Origin of the sequence: Actinosynnema sp. NPDC091369 (assembly GCF_044757065.1) — a bacterium.
Classification (GTDB): Bacteria; Actinomycetota; Actinomycetes; order Mycobacteriales; family Pseudonocardiaceae; genus Actinosynnema.
The window spans coordinates 1-17,540 of record NZ_JBIVUG010000016.1; the positions used below are offsets into that span (position 1 = coordinate 1).

General features: G+C 72.5%; 14 protein-coding genes and 1 pseudogene. 7 read left to right on the forward strand and 8 right to left on the reverse strand.

Annotated elements, in window-relative coordinates:
• Positions 1 to 229: 229 nt before the first annotated feature.
• Genes ACIQMJ_RS36115 through ACIQMJ_RS36130 form a run of 4 tightly spaced genes read left to right on the forward strand, consistent with a single transcriptional unit; the run spans position 230 to position 3,954 of the window.
• Positions 230 to 1,156, forward strand: coding sequence for a carbohydrate ABC transporter permease (locus tag ACIQMJ_RS36115; RefSeq protein WP_499765504.1), 927 nt, complete (start codon positions 230 to 232; stop codon positions 1,154 to 1,156).
• Positions 1,156 to 2,064 carry a carbohydrate ABC transporter permease gene (locus ACIQMJ_RS36120; protein ID WP_499765505.1) on the forward strand — a complete coding sequence of 303 codons (909 nt, stop codon included), beginning with the start codon at positions 1,156 to 1,158 and terminating at the stop codon, positions 2,062 to 2,064. The genes ACIQMJ_RS36115 and ACIQMJ_RS36120 overlap by 1 nt, the downstream gene beginning before the upstream one ends.
• 5 nt (positions 2,065 to 2,069) lie before the next feature.
• Complete coding sequence (locus tag ACIQMJ_RS36125) at positions 2,070 to 2,729, forward strand: hypothetical protein (protein ID WP_499765506.1); 660 nt, start codon at positions 2,070 to 2,072, stop codon at positions 2,727 to 2,729.
• Between the two features lie 40 nt (positions 2,730 to 2,769).
• On the forward strand, positions 2,770 to 3,954 hold the full coding sequence (locus tag ACIQMJ_RS36130; protein WP_499765507.1) for a glycoside hydrolase family 88 protein: 1,185 nt from the start codon (positions 2,770 to 2,772) through the stop codon (positions 3,952 to 3,954).
• A gap of 43 nt (positions 3,955 to 3,997) precedes the next feature.
• Here the strand turns inward: ACIQMJ_RS36130 and ACIQMJ_RS36135 are convergent, their stop codons facing one another.
• The 3 genes from ACIQMJ_RS36135 to ACIQMJ_RS36145 all read right to left on the reverse strand — a co-directional run bounded on the left by ACIQMJ_RS36135 (position 3,998) and on the right by ACIQMJ_RS36145 (position 7,666).
• Positions 3,998 to 5,449, reverse strand: coding sequence for a glycoside hydrolase family 43 protein (locus ACIQMJ_RS36135; RefSeq protein WP_499765508.1), 1,452 nt, complete (start codon positions 5,447 to 5,449; stop codon positions 3,998 to 4,000).
• 16 nt (positions 5,450 to 5,465) lie between these two features.
• The gene (locus tag ACIQMJ_RS36140; RefSeq protein WP_499765509.1) at positions 5,466 to 6,863 is read right to left on the reverse strand and encodes a family 43 glycosylhydrolase; all 1,398 of its coding nucleotides are present in this window, start codon (positions 6,861 to 6,863) and stop codon (positions 5,466 to 5,468) included.
• Positions 6,864 to 7,036: 173 nt separating this feature from the next.
• A complete protein-coding gene (locus ACIQMJ_RS36145) occupies positions 7,037 to 7,666 on the reverse strand; it encodes a glyoxalase (RefSeq protein ID WP_499765510.1) in 630 nt (209 codons plus the stop codon).
• 265 nt (positions 7,667 to 7,931) lie between these two features.
• On the opposite strand from ACIQMJ_RS36145, the gene ACIQMJ_RS36150 reads away from it, so the two are divergent.
• Positions 7,932 to 9,374 carry an RICIN domain-containing protein gene (locus ACIQMJ_RS36150; protein WP_499765511.1) on the forward strand — a complete coding sequence of 481 codons (1,443 nt, stop codon included), beginning with the start codon at positions 7,932 to 7,934 and terminating at the stop codon, positions 9,372 to 9,374.
• Positions 9,375 to 9,432: 58 nt separating this feature from the next.
• Here the strand turns inward: ACIQMJ_RS36150 and ACIQMJ_RS36155 are convergent, their stop codons facing one another.
• A complete protein-coding gene (locus ACIQMJ_RS36155) occupies positions 9,433 to 11,085 on the reverse strand; it encodes a glutamate--tRNA ligase (protein WP_499765512.1) in 1,653 nt (550 codons plus the stop codon).
• 598 nt (positions 11,086 to 11,683) lie between these two features.
• Between ACIQMJ_RS36155 and ACIQMJ_RS36160 the strand changes: the two genes are divergently transcribed.
• Positions 11,684 to 12,580, forward strand: a complete 897-nt coding sequence (locus tag ACIQMJ_RS36160) for a DUF4231 domain-containing protein (protein ID WP_499765513.1) — start codon at positions 11,684 to 11,686, stop codon at positions 12,578 to 12,580.
• 7 nt (positions 12,581 to 12,587) lie between these two features.
• On the opposite strand, the gene fxsT is transcribed toward ACIQMJ_RS36160, so the two are convergent.
• From fxsT to ACIQMJ_RS36180, 4 genes are read right to left on the reverse strand one after another with little or no spacing between them, the layout of a single operon-like run.
• Positions 12,588 to 14,651: an FxSxx-COOH system tetratricopeptide repeat protein gene (gene fxsT, locus ACIQMJ_RS36165; RefSeq protein WP_499765514.1), complete on the reverse strand. Its 2,064-nt coding sequence runs from the start codon at positions 14,649 to 14,651 to the stop codon at positions 12,588 to 12,590.
• 52 nt (positions 14,652 to 14,703) lie between these two features.
• A complete protein-coding gene (locus ACIQMJ_RS36170; protein WP_499765515.1) occupies positions 14,704 to 15,885 on the reverse strand; it encodes an MFS transporter in 1,182 nt (393 codons plus the stop codon).
• Complete coding sequence (locus tag ACIQMJ_RS36175; RefSeq protein WP_499765516.1) at positions 15,882 to 16,658, reverse strand: DeoR/GlpR family DNA-binding transcription regulator; 777 nt, start codon at positions 16,656 to 16,658, stop codon at positions 15,882 to 15,884. Before ACIQMJ_RS36175 ends, ACIQMJ_RS36170 begins: the two co-directional genes overlap by 4 nt.
• Before the next feature lie 47 nt (positions 16,659 to 16,705).
• Positions 16,706 to 17,026: a MarR family winged helix-turn-helix transcriptional regulator gene (locus ACIQMJ_RS36180; protein WP_499765517.1), complete on the reverse strand. Its 321-nt coding sequence runs from the start codon at positions 17,024 to 17,026 to the stop codon at positions 16,706 to 16,708.
• Between the two features lie 53 nt (positions 17,027 to 17,079).
• Here ACIQMJ_RS36180 and ACIQMJ_RS36185 point away from each other — a divergent pair.
• Positions 17,080 to 17,400: pseudogene (locus ACIQMJ_RS36185) on the forward strand (MFS transporter); the annotation flags it as partial.
• Between the last annotated feature and the right edge of the window lie 140 nt (positions 17,401 to 17,540).

Below are 17,540 nucleotides of genomic sequence, written 5' to 3' on the forward strand. Positions count from 1 at the left end.
GGACGACCCGACTCCTGGCCCGGGGGGGGGGTGGTGTTGGGGGGTCAGGCCTCGGGGGGGGGGGGGGGGGGGGGGGGGGGGGCGGCGGGGGCGGGGGGGGGGGGGGGGGGGGGGGGGGGGGGGGGTTTTTTTTTGGGGGGGGGGGGGGGGGGCCCCGCCCCCCCGCCCCCCCGCCACTCCCCAGCACACCACCCCGAACCCATCACCTTCGCAGGAGCACAGAGAGCCGATGAGCACCACGACGGTCGGCGGTCCGCGCAGCACCGGGGCGGACCGGACGAAGCGGTGGTACCGGGCACGCCGGTCGTTGCAGGGCGTGTCGTTCGTCCTGCCGAACTTCCTCGGCTTCGGCCTGCTCACCCTGGGCCCGGTCGTCGCGCTGTTCTACATCTCGTTCACCAACTGGAACGTCTTCGGCAAGGCCAAGTGGATCGGCCTGGACAACTTCACCCGCCTGTTCGGTGACGCGAGCTTCCACCGGGCGCTGCTCAACACCCTGTACTACTCGGCGTTCCACATCCCGCTCACGCTCGCCGTGTCACTGGGCCTGGCCCTGCTGCTCAACCGCAAGCTGCGCGGCGTCGCCTTCTTCCGCACCGCCGCGTTCTTCCCCTACGTCACGTCGATCGTGGCCATCGCCATCGCGTGGAACCTGCTGTTCAGCCGCGACGCCGGCCCGATCAACCAGATCCTCGGCCTGTTCGGGGTGGACGACCCGCCCGGCTGGACCGCGTCGTCGGACTGGGCCATGCCCGCCGTCATCGTGGTCGGGATCTGGCGCGAGATGGGCTACTACATGCTGCTCTTCCTCGCCGGGTTGCAGACCGTGCCGCCGGAGCTGCACGAGGCCGCCCGCATCGACGGCGCCAACGCCTGGCAGCGCTTCCGCACCGTGACACTGCCGTGCCTGCGCCCCACCACGTTCTTCGTCACCGTGATGCTCACCATCGGCAGCTTCAAGGTCTTCGACCTCATCCTGGTGATGACCAACGGCGGCCCGGGCCAGTCGACCCTGGTGCTGTCGCAGTACATCTACCAGAAGGGCCTGGTGGAGAACCGGTTCGGCTACGCCTCCGCGATCTCCGTCGTGCTGTTCGCGCTCTGCATGGTGGTCACGGTCGTGCAGTTCGCCGTCAACCGCAGGAGGAACGCCTGATGGCCGCACCGAACACGCTGCCGGACCTCGCCGCGCCCGCGCCCGCCGAGCGGGGTCGCCGCACGCCGGCCGACCGCCGCGACCGCCGGTCCCCGGGCGTCGGCAAGGTGCTCGGCTACGTCGTCCTCGCGCTGGCCGCGGCCGGGTTGCTGCTGCCGTTCTTCTGGATGGTCTCGTCGTCGTTGAAGACCGACAGCGGCGTGTTCGCCATCCCGGTGAGCTGGTTCCCGGAGTCGCCGCAGTGGGGCAACTACGTCGAGATCTGGCGGATCTCGGACATGCTGGTGTGGCTGAAGAACACCGTGTTCCTGTCCGTGGTCGTCACCGCGTTGCAGCTGTTCACCGGCAGCTTCGCCGCCTACGGCTTCGCCAAGGCCCGGTTCCCCGGCCGCAACGTGCTCTTCCTGGTCTACATCGGCACGATCGCCGTGCCGTGGCAGGCTTACATGATCCCGCAGTTCATCATGATGTCCGAGGTCGGACTGACCAACACGCCGTGGGCCGTCATCGCCCTGCAGGCGTTCAGCGCGTTCGGCGTGTTCCTGATGCGCCAGTACTACATGACGATCCCCGACGAGCTGTGCGAGGCGGCCCGGGTCGACGGCCTGAGCGAGTACGGCATCTACTTCCGGATCATGCTGCCGCTGTCGGTGCCCGCGCTGGCCAGCCTGGCCCTGCTCACCTTCGTGACCACCTGGAACGACTACCTCGGGCCGCTGATCTACCTGCGCGACCCCGACCTGTGGACCATCCAGCTCGGCCTGAAGTCGTTCGTCAGCGAGTACAACGCCGAGCACGCGCTGATCATGACCGGCTCCGTGCTGTCCGTCGTGCCCATCGCCGTGGTGTTCCTGCTGGGCCAGAAGTACTTCGTGCAGGGCGTCGCGACCAGCGGGCTGAAGGGCTGACGGCGGTGGGGTACGAGGTCTACAACCGGGTCTTCGCCACCGCGTACGCGTTGTTGGGCACGAGCGCGCTGGTCGTCGTGGCGAGTGCGCCGTTCCTGGCCGTGCTGCTGTTCACCCCGGTCGCGGTCACGTGGCCGCTGCTGGTGCTCACCGCGCCGTTCCTGGGGCCGGCCGTCGCCGCCGCGCACGCCGTGTTCGAGGCCGGGGCGTCGGACGTCCTGCGGGGGTTCGCGCGGGGGTGGCGGTCACACGGCCGCCGGGCCGCGCTGGTCGCCGGTGCGGCGGCCGGAGTGGTGGTCGTCCTGGCCGTCGACGCCCGCGCGGCCTGGGGCACCCCGGTCGGGGCGGTCGCCCTCCCCGTGCTGGCCGTGCTCGGCCTGCTCACCGTCGTGACGGCGCTGGTGACGCTGACGGGGTTGGTCGAGCGGCCGGACGTGCCCGTCGCGCGGCTCGCCCGCGCCTGCCTGTTCCTGGCGCTGCGCCGGGCCCACTTCAGCGCGGTGTCGCTCCTCGTGCTGTGGGTGCTGGCCGCGGCGGTCGGGGCGCTGCCCGTGCCCGCCCTCGCGCTGCTCACCGGTCCCGCCCTGTACGTCGTGTGGGTGGGCAGCCGCGCGACCCTGCGGCCCGTGCGCGCCGTCGAGGAGCCCGAACCCGCCGCGGGTTGAGCCGAGTTCGCTGTTCCGTCACCCGTTTCGAGGGAGAACCATGTCCGCGGAAGCAGACCGCGCCGCACCGACCACCGACCACCTGGCCGTGGCCTGGGACGCCGCTGTGGCGACCGTTCGGGGCAACATAGCCGACTTCACCGCCTGGTACCCGGACGACACCACGACCGGGGGCGCCTACCGGCCGCGCACACCCCGCGACGGCCAACCCGAGGGGGCCAACGTCGGCTGGACCACCGGCTTCTGGCCGGGGATGCTGTGGCTGGTCTGGGAGGGCACCGGCGACGACGCCGTGCTGGCCGCCGCGCGCCGCCAGGTCGACAGCTTCGCCGACCGCGTCACCCGGGGCGTCGACCTGAACACCCACGACCTGGGTTTCCTCTACACGCTGTCCTGCGTGACGCCGTGGCGGCTGCTCGGCGACGAACGCGCCCGCGACGCCGCGCTGACGGCCGCCGACCACCTGATGGTCCGCTTCCTGGAGCCCGCGGGCATCCTCCAGGCATGGGGCGACCTGGCGAACCCGCTGCAACGCGGCCGCACGATCATCGACAGCCTGATGAACCTGCCGCTGCTGTACTGGGCCGCCGAGACGACCGGCACGCCCGCGTTCCGCGAGGCCGCCATCCGGCACACCGAGCAGTTGCGGCGGCACATCATCCGCCCGGACGGCACCACGTTCCACACGTTCTACTGGGACACCGAGACCGGGGAGCCGCTGCGCGGCGCGACCGAGCAGGGGCACCAGGACGGTTCGTGCTGGGCGCGCGGGCAGGCGTGGGGCGTCTACGGGTTCGCCCTGGGCTACCGGCACGTGCGCGAGCCGTCGTTCCTCGACGCGGCCCGGCGCTGCGCGGACTACTTCCTGACCCGCCTGCCGGACGACCGCGTCGCCTACTGGGACCTGGTGTTCGGCGACGGCAGCGGCGAGGAGCGCGACTCCTCGGCCGCCGCGATCGCCGTGTGCGGCCTGTACGAGCTGGCCGAGCACGTGGACGACCCGGAGGTCGCGTCGCGCTACCGCGCCGAGGCCGACGCCATCCTGACCACGTTGACCACCGGGTACTCGACGGCGCACGACCCCGGGTCCACCGCGTTGCTGCTGCACGGCGTGTACGACAAGCCCAAGAACGTCGGCGTGGACGAGGGCAACCTCTGGGGTGACTACTTCTACCTGGAAGCCCTGTCCCGCCGCCTGCGCCCCGACTGGCGCAGCTACTGGTGACGCCGAGGGGGTGGGCGCGACCAACGCCCACCCCCTCGGTCGGTCAGGTGGTGAGCCGGAACGTGGCGTCGGCGCGACCCGTCGCGTCGGTGATCGGATCCAGCTTCAACTGGTAGGCGTAGTGCCGGATGTACCGGTCGGTGTGGTTGTAGGACTGGAACGACGACCACGACGCCGACGCCAGCCCGGCGACCTGGCGGAACGTCGCGTCGGCCTGGAACGTCGAGGTGCCGTCGTCGGCCGCGAGGACGAAGTCGTAGTTGACGTGCCGCAGGTAGTAGCCGGGGTAGTTGACCGACTGGAACGACACCGTGCCGGTGCCCGCGAGACCCGGCACCACCCGGAACTGCGCGTCCTGCGCCGGGCTGACGTTCGGGTCGATGCGCACGTCGAAGTCGGCGTGGCGGACGTAGCGGTCCTGGAAGTTGTAGGACTGGATGCGGTTGACCGGCGCGCCGGCGCCCCACTTGGCCAGGACCCGGCTCTCCTCGGCCGCGGTGAGGTTGAGGATCGACCCGTGCCGCTTGCGCGTGCCGCCCAGGCTGTAGTCGGTGCGGGTGACGAAGTTGCGCGTGCTGCCGAGGTTGGTGGACGTGATCGGCATGTACCCGCGGCCGGTGGCGTACTGGTCCAGCCACAGCGCCCACTCGTTGCGCCCGTTGAACTGCATCCACATGGGGCCCTCGACCACGTTGCCGCCGCCGGTGCCGTTGGAGATGCCCATGTGCGACAGGTTCCCGATGGTCGTCCACGAGCCCAGGACCGAGTTGCTGCCCTCGACGGTGATGTGGCCGTCGGCGGAGGCGCGGTAGTAGCGGTAGCCGCCGACGCTGCCGGGCGACTCGATGATCTGCGTGTCGATGATGCCCTGGCCCGCGCCGCGGTCGATGTAGAGCACCGGTGTGGTGAACGACCGGAAGTCACGCGTGCGCACGTAGTAGATGCGGTGCTTCTTGACGCCGTTCAGCGTCGCGTTGGTCGCCCAGTAGACGACGTAGTCGCCGGTGGAAGGATCGTGGATCGCCTCGGGAGCCCACGCGTTGCCCGCGCCGGAGATCGCGCCCGCGACGTTGAGCAGGCGTGGCGCGGACCAGGTCACCAGGTCGGTGGACTCCCACACGACCAGCGACTTGCTGCCGTTGTTCGCCGCGTCGGACCACGACGTGCCGGACGCGATGCGCAGGTCGGTGGCGATGATCCAGTACCGGTCGCCCGCGGGGGAGCGGACCAGCGCCGGGTCGCGCACACCGCGCGTGCCGACCGTGGACAGCAGCACGGGTGCGCCGTTGTTCAGGTCGGTCCAGCGCAGGCCGTCGCGGCTGTGGGCGAGGTAGATCTGCTCGCCGGTCGCGGACTCGCCGGTGAAGTGGGCCATCAGGTAGCCGGTGAACGGCTCCAGCGCCTCGGCCCGCCGCTCGGTCGTCACCGACCAGGACGTGAACAGCAGGGCCACGGCGGCGACGAGCGCGCCGACCCTGCGTGCGGTTGCGGTCACGGGTGATCTCCCTTGATCACGGGGTGGGGACGATCGGGGCGATGGTGCCGTCGGCGTTGAACACCATCCGGTCGACGGTCACCTCCCGGTTGGTGCCGTTGCCGGCCGGCACGGCGAAGCGGTGGTAGGCGACGTGCCAGGTGTCCGTGCCGGGCGCGCGCACCACCGAGTGGTGGCCGGGCCCCTTGATCCCCAGCTCCAGCCGCTTCTGGAGCACCACGCCGCGCTTGGTCCACGGGCCCAGCGGTGACGGCCCGGTGGCGTAGGCGACCCGGTAGTCCTCCTCGCGGGTGTCGTTCTCCGACCACATGAAGTAGTAGGTGCCGTTGCGCTTGAGCACGAACGACGCCTCGCGGTAGCCGCTGGGCGTGGTGGTGCGGACCTTCGCCGGGTCGAACGAGACCATGTCGGCGTTGAGCGGCACGACGTGCGCCGAGCCGTTGCCCCAGTACAGGTACGACTGGCCGTCGTCGTCGGTGAACACCATCGGGTCGATGGCCTGGCCGGGGTAGGCGCCCGCGCGGATCAGCGGCGCGCCGAGGGCGTCGCGGAACGGCCCGGTGGGCGAGTCCGACACCGCGACGCCCAGGTGCTTGGCCGTGTCGCCGGTCGCCGCGCCGCCGCTGAAGTACAGGTAGTAGCGGCCGTTCTTGGCGACCACGGCGGGCGCCCAGGCGGAGTTGTCGGCCCACGACACGTCCGGCCCGTGGTCGAGGATGACGCCGTGGTCGGTCCAGTTCACCAGGTCGGTGGAGGAGAACGCCTTGTAGTACGGGGACGCCCAGCTCGCGTAGCCGTCGGTGGTGGGGTAGAGGTAGTAGCGGCCGTTGAAGTTCGTGATGTGCGGGTCGGCGTACAGCCCCGGGATGACCGGACCCTTGGCCGTCTTCGGGGTCCACGGCGCGGTGAGGCGGAACGAGCTGTCCGCCCGGAACTGCGCGGTGTCCTGATAGGTGTCCAGCCACAGCTCGTAGTTCCGGTGCCGCAGCCGCCGGTCGGGGTAGTTGAACGAGGCCAACGACACCGAGCCGGTCACCGACCCGGTGACGGCGCAGAACGTCGCGTCGGCCCGGAACTGGGCCGTGCCCGCGTTCTCCTCCAGGTGCACCCGGTAGTCCCGGTGCCGCAGGAACAGCCCGTTGACGGCTTGGAACGAGTAGCACGACGGCGAGGCCAAGCCGGAGACCACGGTGAACGTGGCGTCCTGCCTGACCTGTGCCGTGCTGCCGGAGGTGACGGGGTCGAGCCGGCCGAGGTGGTCCAGGTGCCGGATGAACCGGCCGGGGACGTTCACCGACTCCAGCGACCGCGCCCCGGTCGGCATCGTGGCGGCCGAGGCCGACGGGACCGGCAGGGCGAGGGACGAGGCGGCGACGAGCAGCGACAGCGCGATGGTGCTGGTCCGTCGTGGCATCGAGGAGCTCCGATCTTCGGCGGTCGGGGCTTGGTGAGCGTTAACACGGACCGGGTGAAGGGCCTCCCGGCTGGAGCGCTGTGGCGAGTATGTTGCATGTTCGCGTTAACATCAAGAGGTGGCCGACGCGGTCCGCCGGCCGTCGCGGCGGTGCCTCGGTCACGGCCGCTCCGTCACCTCGCGGACACTTCCGACGGCGCGGCGGCCCAGGTGAAGCCGTCCGGGTCGGTGAACGCGCCGGTGTCGCCGTTGATCGCGATCCGGTGCGACCCGGCGCCGTCGGGGGAGACGCCGACGTCCTTGGCCAGCGCGCGGCGCCGGTAGAGGGCCAACTTGATCGGGCTGGACCCGGCGGCGAACTCGACGTACACCCGACCGAAGCTCTTGCCGACGGCCAATCCCCGCCCGACGTAGAACTTCCTGCTCGCGGCCACGTCCGCGACGCCCAGCAGGAGCACGACCTCGTCGACCTCCCGGGTGGCGGGCCCGCTGTCCTTCTTCGCCGAGGTCGCGATCTTCCAGGTCGTGCCGTCCGGCGCCTGCACCACGCCGCCGTAGCCCCAGAACGACTTCGCGGCGGGCTTGAGGGACGTGGCGCCCGCGTCGAGCGCGGAGGCGACGAGGCTGTCGACGGTGGACGGCTGGGAGACGGTGAGCGCCATGGTGAACCCGCGGAACCCGGTGGTGTGCTCCTGCGCGGTGTGGAAGCGCAGCCGGTCGCCCAGGCCGAACGCCTTGGCGTAGAAGCGTTCCGCGGTCCCGGTGTCGGCGACGTGGAGGGTGACGGAGTCGATGTGTGCCATGCCGACAACGCTAGGTCCGGCCCGCCGACGGGTGCTTCTCGATTCCTGACCGGTCCGCCGCCCGCCCGCTCGCCGACACGCCCTTGACACCCGCACGACCCGGCTCACACACTGGGCTTCGACGCGGTGATGTTTGCGCAAACATCGCGGTTCCCGAACCGGCTGATCCGCCGCGGCCGGCTGCACCACCCGGATGCGCCAGCGCACGGCCCGGCCCACGCCGGTCGCTGGTTCCTCCCGTCGTGGGCCGGACAAAGGAGTCCAGATGTCCCGCTTGTCCCCGAGGCGGTGGCGCGCGGTGCTCACCGCCGCGGTCGTCGGCCTGGCCGCCCTGCTGGTCCCCGGCGGCACGGCGCACGCCGCGCCGGTGACCGTGGACGTGGGCGTGCAGTTCACCGACACCGGCGGCAACCTCGTCCAGGCGCACGGCGGTGGCGTGATCAAGGTCGGCGGCTACTACTACTGGTTCGGCGAGAACCGGCACCCGGACAACCTGTTCCGCGCCGTGTCGGTCTACCGGTCGACCGACCTGAAGACCTGGGAGTTCCGCAACAACGTCCTCACCCAGAACAGCCACGCCGAGCTGCGGACGTCCTGGGTGGAACGGCCGAAGGTCATCTACAACGCCTCCACCGGCCAGTACGTCATGTGGATGCACTGGGAGAACGGCCAGGACTACGGCCAGGCGCGCGCCGCCGTCGCCTACTCGTCCACAGTGGACGGCAACTACACCTACCAGGGCAGCTTCCGGCCGCTGGGCCACATGTCCCGCGACATCACGCTGTTCAAGGACGACGACGGCACGGCCTACATGATCTCGGCCGCCCGGGAGAACTACGACCTGCACGTCTACCGGCTCAACGCCGACTACCGCGGCATCGCCCAGCTGGTCGGCAACCCGTGGCCGGGCGGGCACCGCGAGGCGCCCGCGCTGTTCAAGCGCAACGGCGTGTACTTCATGCTCACCTCGGGCGCCACGGGCTGGTCGCCGAACCAGGCGAAGTACGCCACCGCCACCAGCGTCTCCGGCCCGTGGAGCGCGATGCAGAACGTGGGCGACTCCACCACCTACCGCTCGCAACCGGCGTACGTGCTGCCGATCCAGGGCACCCAGGCGACGTCGTACCTCTACATGGGCGACCGCTGGGCCGGGGCGTGGGGCGGTCCGGTCGGCGATTCCAGCTACGTCTGGCTGCCCATCGCGTTCCCGAGCAACACCTCGATGAGCCTGACGAACGCGGGCCAGATCGTCATCGACACGGCCGCCGGCACGATCGGGACGGTGGCCCTGACCTACAACCGGATCACCGTGCGGCACTCCGGCAAGTGCCTCGACGTGGCCAACGCGAGCGGCGCGGACGGCGCGGCGCTGATGCAGTACGCGTGCGGCAGCGGCAGCAACCAGCAGTTCCGCCTCCAGTCCGCGGGCGGCGGCTACTACCAGGTGATCGCGCGGCACTCCGCCAAGTGCCTGGACGTCAGCGACGCCAGCACCGCGGACGGCGCGGCCGTGGTGCAGTGGAGCTGCGGCTCCGGCCAGAACCAGCAGTGGTCGCTGGTCGACGTCGGGTCCGGCTACCACCGGTTGGTCGCGCGCCACTCCGGCAAGTGCCTGGACCTGCCCGGCAGCTCGCAGGACAACCTGCAGTTCAAGCAGTACCCGTGCAACGGCGGGCAGAACCAGCAGTTCCAGCTCACCCGGGTCTGACCCGGGACGGCGGGGGACGGCGGCGCGACCACGCCGGCGTCCCCCGTCCGCCGGAGGGTCAGCCGGCGACGGCCCGCACCCGGCGCAGCACCTCGTCCACGCCCAGGGCGGTGGCCACGGCGTGCAGGTCGGGGCTGCGGGTGGAGCCGGTCAGGGCGAGCCGGATGATCTGCGAAGCCTCGCGGATCGACCCGCCGGCCGGGTAGGCCCCGGGGTTCTGCTTGAGGTCCTTCGGCTTGGGCGCGAACCCGTGCTTGGCGGCCAGGGTGCGGATCTGGTCGAACCACTCGCCGGAGTCCTCCAGGGGCTGGTAGGACTCGGCGAAGTCGGCCGCGAACGCGCGCACCAGCTCCGGCGCCACGCCCAGCTGGGCGAACTCCTCGCCGGTCACGTCGCGCGGAGTGAACAGCTCGGGGAAGAAGAACCCGTAGGACTCCCGGAACCCGGACCACTTGCGCAGGTCCTTGCGCGGGTTGGGCACGTCGTCGCCCCGCTCCACGGCCAGCGCGGCCAGCGCCAGGTCGCGGCGGGCGTCGAGCACCGGCACCAGCTCGGGGTCGTGCGCCACGGCCCAGGCGCGCACGGCGACGAGGATCTGCTCGCCGGTCAGCGTGGCGATGTGGTCGGCGGAGATGTCCTCCAGCTTCACCAGGTCGACCAGCGGCCCGGCGACACCGCACTCGGACAGCCGGATCGGCGCGTCCAGCGCCTCGGCCAGCGGCACCTCGGCCAGCCGGCCGTTGGCCAGGCCGCGCAGGTAGTACAGCACCGCCTCGGCCGGGAAGCCCTGCTCGATGTAGAAGTCCACCGAAGCCTCGGGGTCCTTGCGCTTGGACAGCTTGCGCTTGCCGCCGGGGATCTGCTTCATCAGCGGCGCGATGTGGGCGTAGCGGGGTGCCTCGAAGCCCAGTGCCGCGAACAGCTGGAGGTGCAGCGGCACCGACGAGATCCACTCCTCGGCGCGGATCACCAGCGTGGTGCGCATGAGGTGGTCGTCCACGGCGTGCGCGAAGTGGTAGGTGGGCAGCCGCACGTCGTTGGCCGAGGACTTGAGGATCACCACGTCGTTGCGGTTGTCCTCGTGCTCCAGCTCGCCGCGGATCACGTCCTGGAACCTGGCCCTGGCCTCGACGCCCGGCGAGCGGAAGCGGACCACGTACGGCGCGCCCTCGGCCAGCTTGGCCCGCACCTCGGCGGGGTCGCGGTCGCGCCACAGCGCCCAGCCCGCGTAGTAGCCGGGGGGCATCTTGGTGGCGTCCTGGCGGGCGCGGATGTCGGCCAGCTCGTCCGGGGTGGCGAAGCACAGGTACGCCTTGCCCTCGCGCAGCAGCTCGCGGACGTAGGTGAGGTAGATCGCCTCGCGCTGCGACTGGTAGTAGGGGCCGTAGTCGCCGACCTCGTCGTGCTCGTCGGCGGGCAGCCCGAAGTAGGCGAAGGCGTTGGTGAACTGGGCGGCGGCGCCGTGGACCTCGCGGGCCTGGTCGGTGTCCTCCACGCGCAGCACGTACGAGCCGCCGCTGCGGTGGGCGACGTCGCGGTCGATCATCGCCGCGTAGATGCCGCCGATGTGCACGAAACCGGTCGGGGAGGGGCCGAACCGGGTGACCTCGGCGCCCTCGGGCAGCTGCCGCGCCGGGTAGCGCTGTTCCCAGTGGGCCGGCTCCGGCAGGTCGGCGGGGAACAGGGCGTCGATCTCGGCGCGGTCAAGCATCGGTTTCACGGTCTCCAACAGCGGGTGGGTGGAAGGGCTCTGAGGCTACCAACCTGCGGCCGGCGCGCCCGACGAAGCCGCGCGTGCGGCACGCCCCAGCCGCCGAGCGTGGTCAACCGGGTCTCGGCGGCCTGCACGGGCAGCCGCGCGGGCTCGGGCACCGGCCCGCCACACCCGAGGCCGCAGCGGGCCCAGCCGCAGGTCCTGGTGCTGGAGGTCGAGCAGGCGGAACCTCAGGCACGCGTCCAGGGCCGGCCCGCCGTCCCGAACCAGGGCCGCGGTGCGGTACAGCCGCTCGGACCAGCGGCCGGCGACCGCGGCTCGGGCGGCATCGGGCACCACAGGCCGGCGCCTGCCCCTCGTCCGATCCCACCGCCACGCCGGCTCCATTGTGTCACTCTGGGTATCGGTTCGCGCCGTGATCGGTGAGCACAAGGGGTGGGTGGAGATCACGTGGCGCTGGGCGGAGTCCCGGTTCTTCGAGCGTGCGATGCCCCGGACGAACGCGTTACGGCAACAGGGTGACGTGCCGGCGGCGTGGTAACCCTTGTGATCACACCCGTCGATACGCGATCAGCACACCGTGAACGGAGGACACATGTCGTCCAGCGAGAAGCCGTTGACCGACGACGGCTTACCCGGCCTGTTCCACGTGGCCGACGCGATGTCCCTGCGCGGGCAGCGGGACTACCTCAGCGCGTTGCGCGCGCGCCTGGTCCTGGCCGTCGTGGCCGCGGTGTGCGGGGTGTTCGCGGTCAAGGTCGGCCGCGTCGACGTCGCGGCCGTGGGCACCGGCGTCGCGCTGCTGGTCATGCTGCTGGTCGAGCAGCACTTCCGCGGCAGCTCGCCGGAGACCAAGTGGTACGACGGTCGCGCGCTGGCCGAGTCCGCGAAGAGCATGGGGTGGCGGTTCGCCGTCGGCGGCGCGCCGTTCCCGCTCGGAGAGGACGAGCGGGAGTCCGAGCTGCGGTTCATCCAGCAGATGGGAGCGCTGCTCAAGGACGGGCCCAACAGCGGCATCACGCCGCCGGACCGACCCACGATCAGCCCGGCCATGCGGGCGTTGCGCCGGGCGGACCTGGGCACGCGCAAGCGGACCTACGTCGCCGACCGGGTCAACGAGCAGCAGGCGTGGTACGCGACCAAGGCCGCGACCAACGAGCGCCGGGCCCGCCAGTCGCAGCGGGTGCTGTACGCGTTCGCCTTCGGCGGCATCATCGCCGCGTTCGCCAGGGCGTTCGGCTACATCGGCTTCGACCTGGCGGGCGTGGCGGCGGCGCTGATCGCCGCGGGCGCGGCCTGGGCGGGCACCAAGCAGTACTCCACCCTGGCCCGCGCCTACGCCTACGCCTCCACCGAGCTGGGCATCGTCAAGGACCGGTTCGAGCTCGTGGCGGACGAGGCGACGTGGGCCGCCGAGGTCGCCGACGCGGAGGAGGCCATCAGCCGCGAGCACACGATGTGGCGGGCTTCCCGGACGCGGGCCACGTCCTGACGCGACCTCACCGGTCGAGGTGGCGCCGGACCAGCCGGGTCGTCGGGTGGTCCGGCCCGAGCGCGCGGACGCTCCGGTCCAGCGTGTCCAGGCCGAGCCGCGTCGCCTCCGCGCGCTCTCCCAGCTCCCGCAGGCCGTGCACCAGGTTGACCGCCGAGACGAGCGTGTCCGGGTGGTCGTCGCCCAGCAGGCGACGCCGGTCGGCCAGGGTCTGCTCGTCCAACGCCCGCGCCTCGGCGTGCGCGCCGACGCCGCGCAGGTCGGCCGCCAGATTGTTGGCCACGACCAGCGTGTGCGGGTGCACGTCGGACAGCAGTTCGCGGCACAGGTCGTGGGCCCGCCGCCGCAGCGGCAGCGCCTGCTCGGGCTCGCCCCGCCGGTTCAGGTGGGTGGCCGTGCGGTCCAGCAGCCAGGCGATGTCGTTCCCGACCAGCCGCAGGTCCCGGTCGGGCTCGGTGACGGTCAGCACGTGCGGCAGCAGCGGTCGCCACACCTCCGGGTCGTCGTCCTGGTTCTGCGGCACCGCCGCGCACAGCAGCAGCACGGCCGTGGTCGGCCAGCCCAGCAGCGGCCCGGCGGTGTCGTCGGCCCGCGCCCGCAGCAGCGTGGCGGGCACGGTGTGCAGCCGCACGCTGTCCCGCTCCGGCTGCACCATCGCCTGGCGGCGCAGCTCCGCCAAGGTCGCCTGGAGCGGCACCGGGTCGGCCGCGATGTCGGCCAGCGGCACGGGCAGCAGGTCGTGGTGCCGGGCGAACAACGTCAGCGGCACGGGTTCGGGCGCGAGCCACGCGATCAGCGTCAGGAGCTGGAACGCGGCGACGTCCTTGTCCGCGAGCCGGTCGAACGCCTCGGACCACGACGCGGCCACCGACGTCGGGTAGCCGCCGACGCCCTTGCTCGCGCCCAGCGCCTTGTCCGCCTCCACCCGCAACCGGGACAGGTAGCTGTCCGCGTCCAACGTGGTGTCGGCCAGCAGCGCCGCCGCCTGGTCGACCGCCAGCGGCAGGTCGCCCAACGCCTCCGCCACCCGTTCCGCGTCCGCCTCGTCCAGGTGGTGGGCCATCGCGCGCAGCAGTGCCACCGACTCGGCCCGGGTGAACGGCGTGACCGGCACGGAGGCGGCGAGGTCGTGCCAGTCCGGGTTCCGGGTGGTGATGACGACGTGCCCCGTGCCGCCGGGCAGCAACCCGCGCAACGCCGCCGGGTCCTCGGCGCTGTCGAACACCAGCAGCCACCGGCCCTGCGCGCGCAACGTGCCCGATAATCGGGCCGCGGCGGAGGCCGCGCTGTCCGACGGCCCGGCGACCCGCAACGCCCGCGCCAGCTCCGCCAGGTGGTTCACCACCAGCTCGGGCGCGCCGGCGGGCACCCACCAGGCCACGTCGTACTCCGCGGCGAACCGCTGCGCGTACTCCAGCACGGTCGTCGTCTTGCCCACGCCGCTCATGCCGAGCAGGGCGACGCACCGGGTGCGGGTCAGGTCCCGCCGCAGCCGCGCCAGCAGGTCGTCGCGGCCGGTGAACCGGGACAGCGGCGCGGGCAGGTTCCACAGCCGCGTGCCCGCCGTGCCCGCGCGGTCGACCTCCAGCTCGGTCAGCGCGTGGTGGACCGCGGTCTCGGCCTCGGCCGGCGACGACACCGTGGCGATCGTGCCGACCTCGGCCAGCCGGGCGCGGAACCGGTCCTGGCGCGGGCCGTGCTCGCGGTCCAGGAACAGCCGCGCGGGCCCCTCGGCGTCCTGGTCGAGCAGGAACACCAGCCGGGGGATGCCCGCCTCGCCCGCGACCTCGAACTCCAGCTCGGTGTAGGACACCTCGGGCCGGTCCCGCACCGGCGACCCGTACCGGAACCCGGCCAGCAGCACGTAGACGTCCGCCCGGAGCACCGCTTCCCGGCACACCTGCGCGGGCTTCTCCTCCCGCGCGGCGAAGTACGCCATGTCGATCACCGCGTCGCCGGCGCGGCTGATCGCGGACTCCACCGCGTCCACGAACGACCGGCCGGCGGGCAGCTCGCGCAGCTCCGACGTGTGGCTGATGAAGACCCGTCGGGGCGGTCGCGCTCGGTCCACGTCGATCAGCATCGCACGGGCGGCGCACCCCGCACTTTTCGGACGACGCGGGTCACCGCGACCCGGCGTGCTCCTCGGTCGACGCCGGTCGCGGCGCGAGGACGTTGGCGAACCCGACCGCCAGCAGGCACAGCGCCACCGGCACCAGGAAGGCCACGTTGAGCGGGATCCAGTGCGCCAGGCCGCCGATCAGCGCCGGACCGGCGAGCAGCCCCACGTAGCCGAGGCCGACGACGCGGGCCATCAGCGCGCCGGACGAGCGCTGGTCCAGGTTGCCCGCCGCGGAGAACAGCTGCGGCACGCTGCCGGACAGGCCGAGGCCGAACAGCGCCCAGCCCGCGAACGCGAGCGGCACCCACGGCGAGAACACCACGAGCGTGAGGCCGAGCGCGGCCAGCGCCGCCCCGTACCGCACGATCGCGACCGGGCCGACGAGCGCGGCGACCCGGTCGGTGGCGAACCGACCCACGGTCATCGCCACCGCGAACGAGCCGTAGGCGAACGCGGCCGTGCTGGTGGTCGTGCCCAGGACGTCCTCGGCGTGCAGCGCGGCCCAGTCGTTGGCGACGCCCTCGGCCAGCATCATGGCGAACGCGATCGCGCCCAGCAGCCACACCAGCCTGGTCGACGGCTTGGCCACCGGGGCGTCCGCGGTGGTCTCCTCGGCCTCGGGGCGGCCGTCCATCAGGAACCGGCCGGTCAGCAGCGACACCACGATGGTGAACGCGCCGCACGCGCTCAACGTCACCGCCGTCGGCACGTCCGCGCCCAGCGTGGCCGCGCCGACGAGCGCCGCGATCGCGCCGCCGATCGACCACATCGCGTGGAACGCCGCCATGATCGGCCGCGGGTAGGCGCGCTCGACCACCACGGCGTGGGAGTTCATGGCCACGTCGATCGTGCCGTTGCCGAAACCGAGGCACAGCAGGGCCAGGCCCAGCGTCCACCACGACGTGGCCAGGCCGGGGAAGAACATGGCGATGCCGAGCAGGACCCCGGCGGCGGGCAGGAGCCTGCGCTGACCCCACCGGTCCGCCAGCGGCCCGGCGACCTGCATGCCGAGGAACGCCGCGCCGCCGAGCACGAGCAGCAGCCCGCCGAGGGCGCTGTGCGAGATGCCGGTCGCGCGTTCCACGTTCGGGATGTGCACCACCCACAGACCGACGGCGAACCCGTTGAGGGTGAAGTAGATCCAGGTCGCGACGCGGGCGGCACGCGGCAGGGCGGTCGTCACAGGGTCTCCAGTCGTTCGGCTACGTGCACGAGCACCCCGCGCGCGGCCAGCTCGCGGCGCACGGCGGCGGGGGAGTCGGTGTCGGTGACCAGCACGTCCGGCCGGTCGGCGGGGCAGACGTGGGCGAGCGCGGTGCGGTCGAACTTCGTGCTGTCGGCGAGCACGACCGTGCGCGCCGACACGGCCATCGCCTGCTGCTTGACCTCGGCGTCGGCCAGGTTGTGCGCGGTGAGGCCGGCGTCGAGGTCGAACGCGCACGGGCTGAGCACGGCGACGTCGAAGCGCAGCGCCCGCAGCGACGCCAGCGCCAGCGGGCCGACCATGGCCAGCTCGCCGGGCCTGGGCTCACCGCCGGGCAGCAGCAGCCGCACCTCGGGGGCGTCCAGCAGCTCGCGCACCGCGTGCAGGGACAGCGGCATCACGGTGACCGGCCGGCCGCGCAGCAGCTTGGCGACCTCGACCGCGGTCGTGCCGCTGTCCAGCACGATCGTCTCGCCGTCGCGGACGAGCTCGACGGCGGCCGCGGCGATGGCGCGCTTGGCGTCGTTCGCGGTCGCGGTGCGCGCGGTGAACGGCGGCTCGACGCCCGCCGGGCTCAGCGGCACCGCCCCGCCGTGCACCCGGCGCAGCACGCCGCCCGCGGCGAGCAGGTCGAGGTCGCGGCGGATGGTCATCTCCGACGCGCCGGTGGCGGCGGCCAGCTCCGCCACGGCGACCTGCGCGCCGGAGCGGAGCCGTTCGGTGATCACCCGGTGGCGGTCGGCGCTCTTCACGTGAGCAACCGTCGCAAATCATGTGCGTTCGAACAAGCGATTTGTGCTTACGATCGCTTTTCCGGTCGTTCCCGGTCAGGCGGGCGTGCCCAGCGCCTCGACGGCCTCGACCAACGGGTGCAGCTCGGGTTCGTGGCGGGCTTCGTCCAGCCGCGGCGGTCGGTGGGGCAGAGGTAGCGCGACAGCAGGCCGCGGTCCTCCAGGCGGGTGACCAGCCGGGTGGTCGCGCTCTGGCTCAGCACGACGGGGGCGGAGACCTGCCCCACCTGGAGGTGGCCGCCCTCGCCGTCGTGCTGCCGGCTCAGCGCCTCCAGCAGCGAGTACTCGCGGGCGCTGAGGTCGTGCACGGCTTGGAGGGCGCGTTCCACCCGGGCCTCGATCTGGCTACGCGCTCTCGGCCGCGGCCCCGGTCTTCTCCGTGATGCCGGCCGGTCGGGTGGTCGCGTCCCTGGCGCACGGCGCGTTCTTCGGCGTGAGCTCGGTGGTCGCCGCCGCGCTCGTCGCCCCGGAGAGGAAGGCGTCCGCCATCTCCCTGATGTTCACCGGTCTGACCCTGGCGACGGTCGTCGGCGTGCCCGGCGGGACCGTGATCGGCCAGGCGGCCGGCCGGCGGGTCACGTTCGCCCTCGTCGCCTTGCTCGGCGTGGTCGGCCTGCTCGGCGTGGCGACGCTGGTGCCCGAGACGGGCCGGCCCGAGGGCGTCACCGTGCGCGCCGATGATGATCGAGGTCGCCGGGTACTCGCCGGGCTCGGTCACGTGGCTGCTGGTGCTGTCCGGCTCGCCCTGGTCCTGGCGTTCGTCGCCGCGCACCTGGACCGCCGCGCCACGGCGGCCCGGTCGGCCGCCGCGCGTGGTGCCGTTCTCGCAGAGGCCGCCCGGTG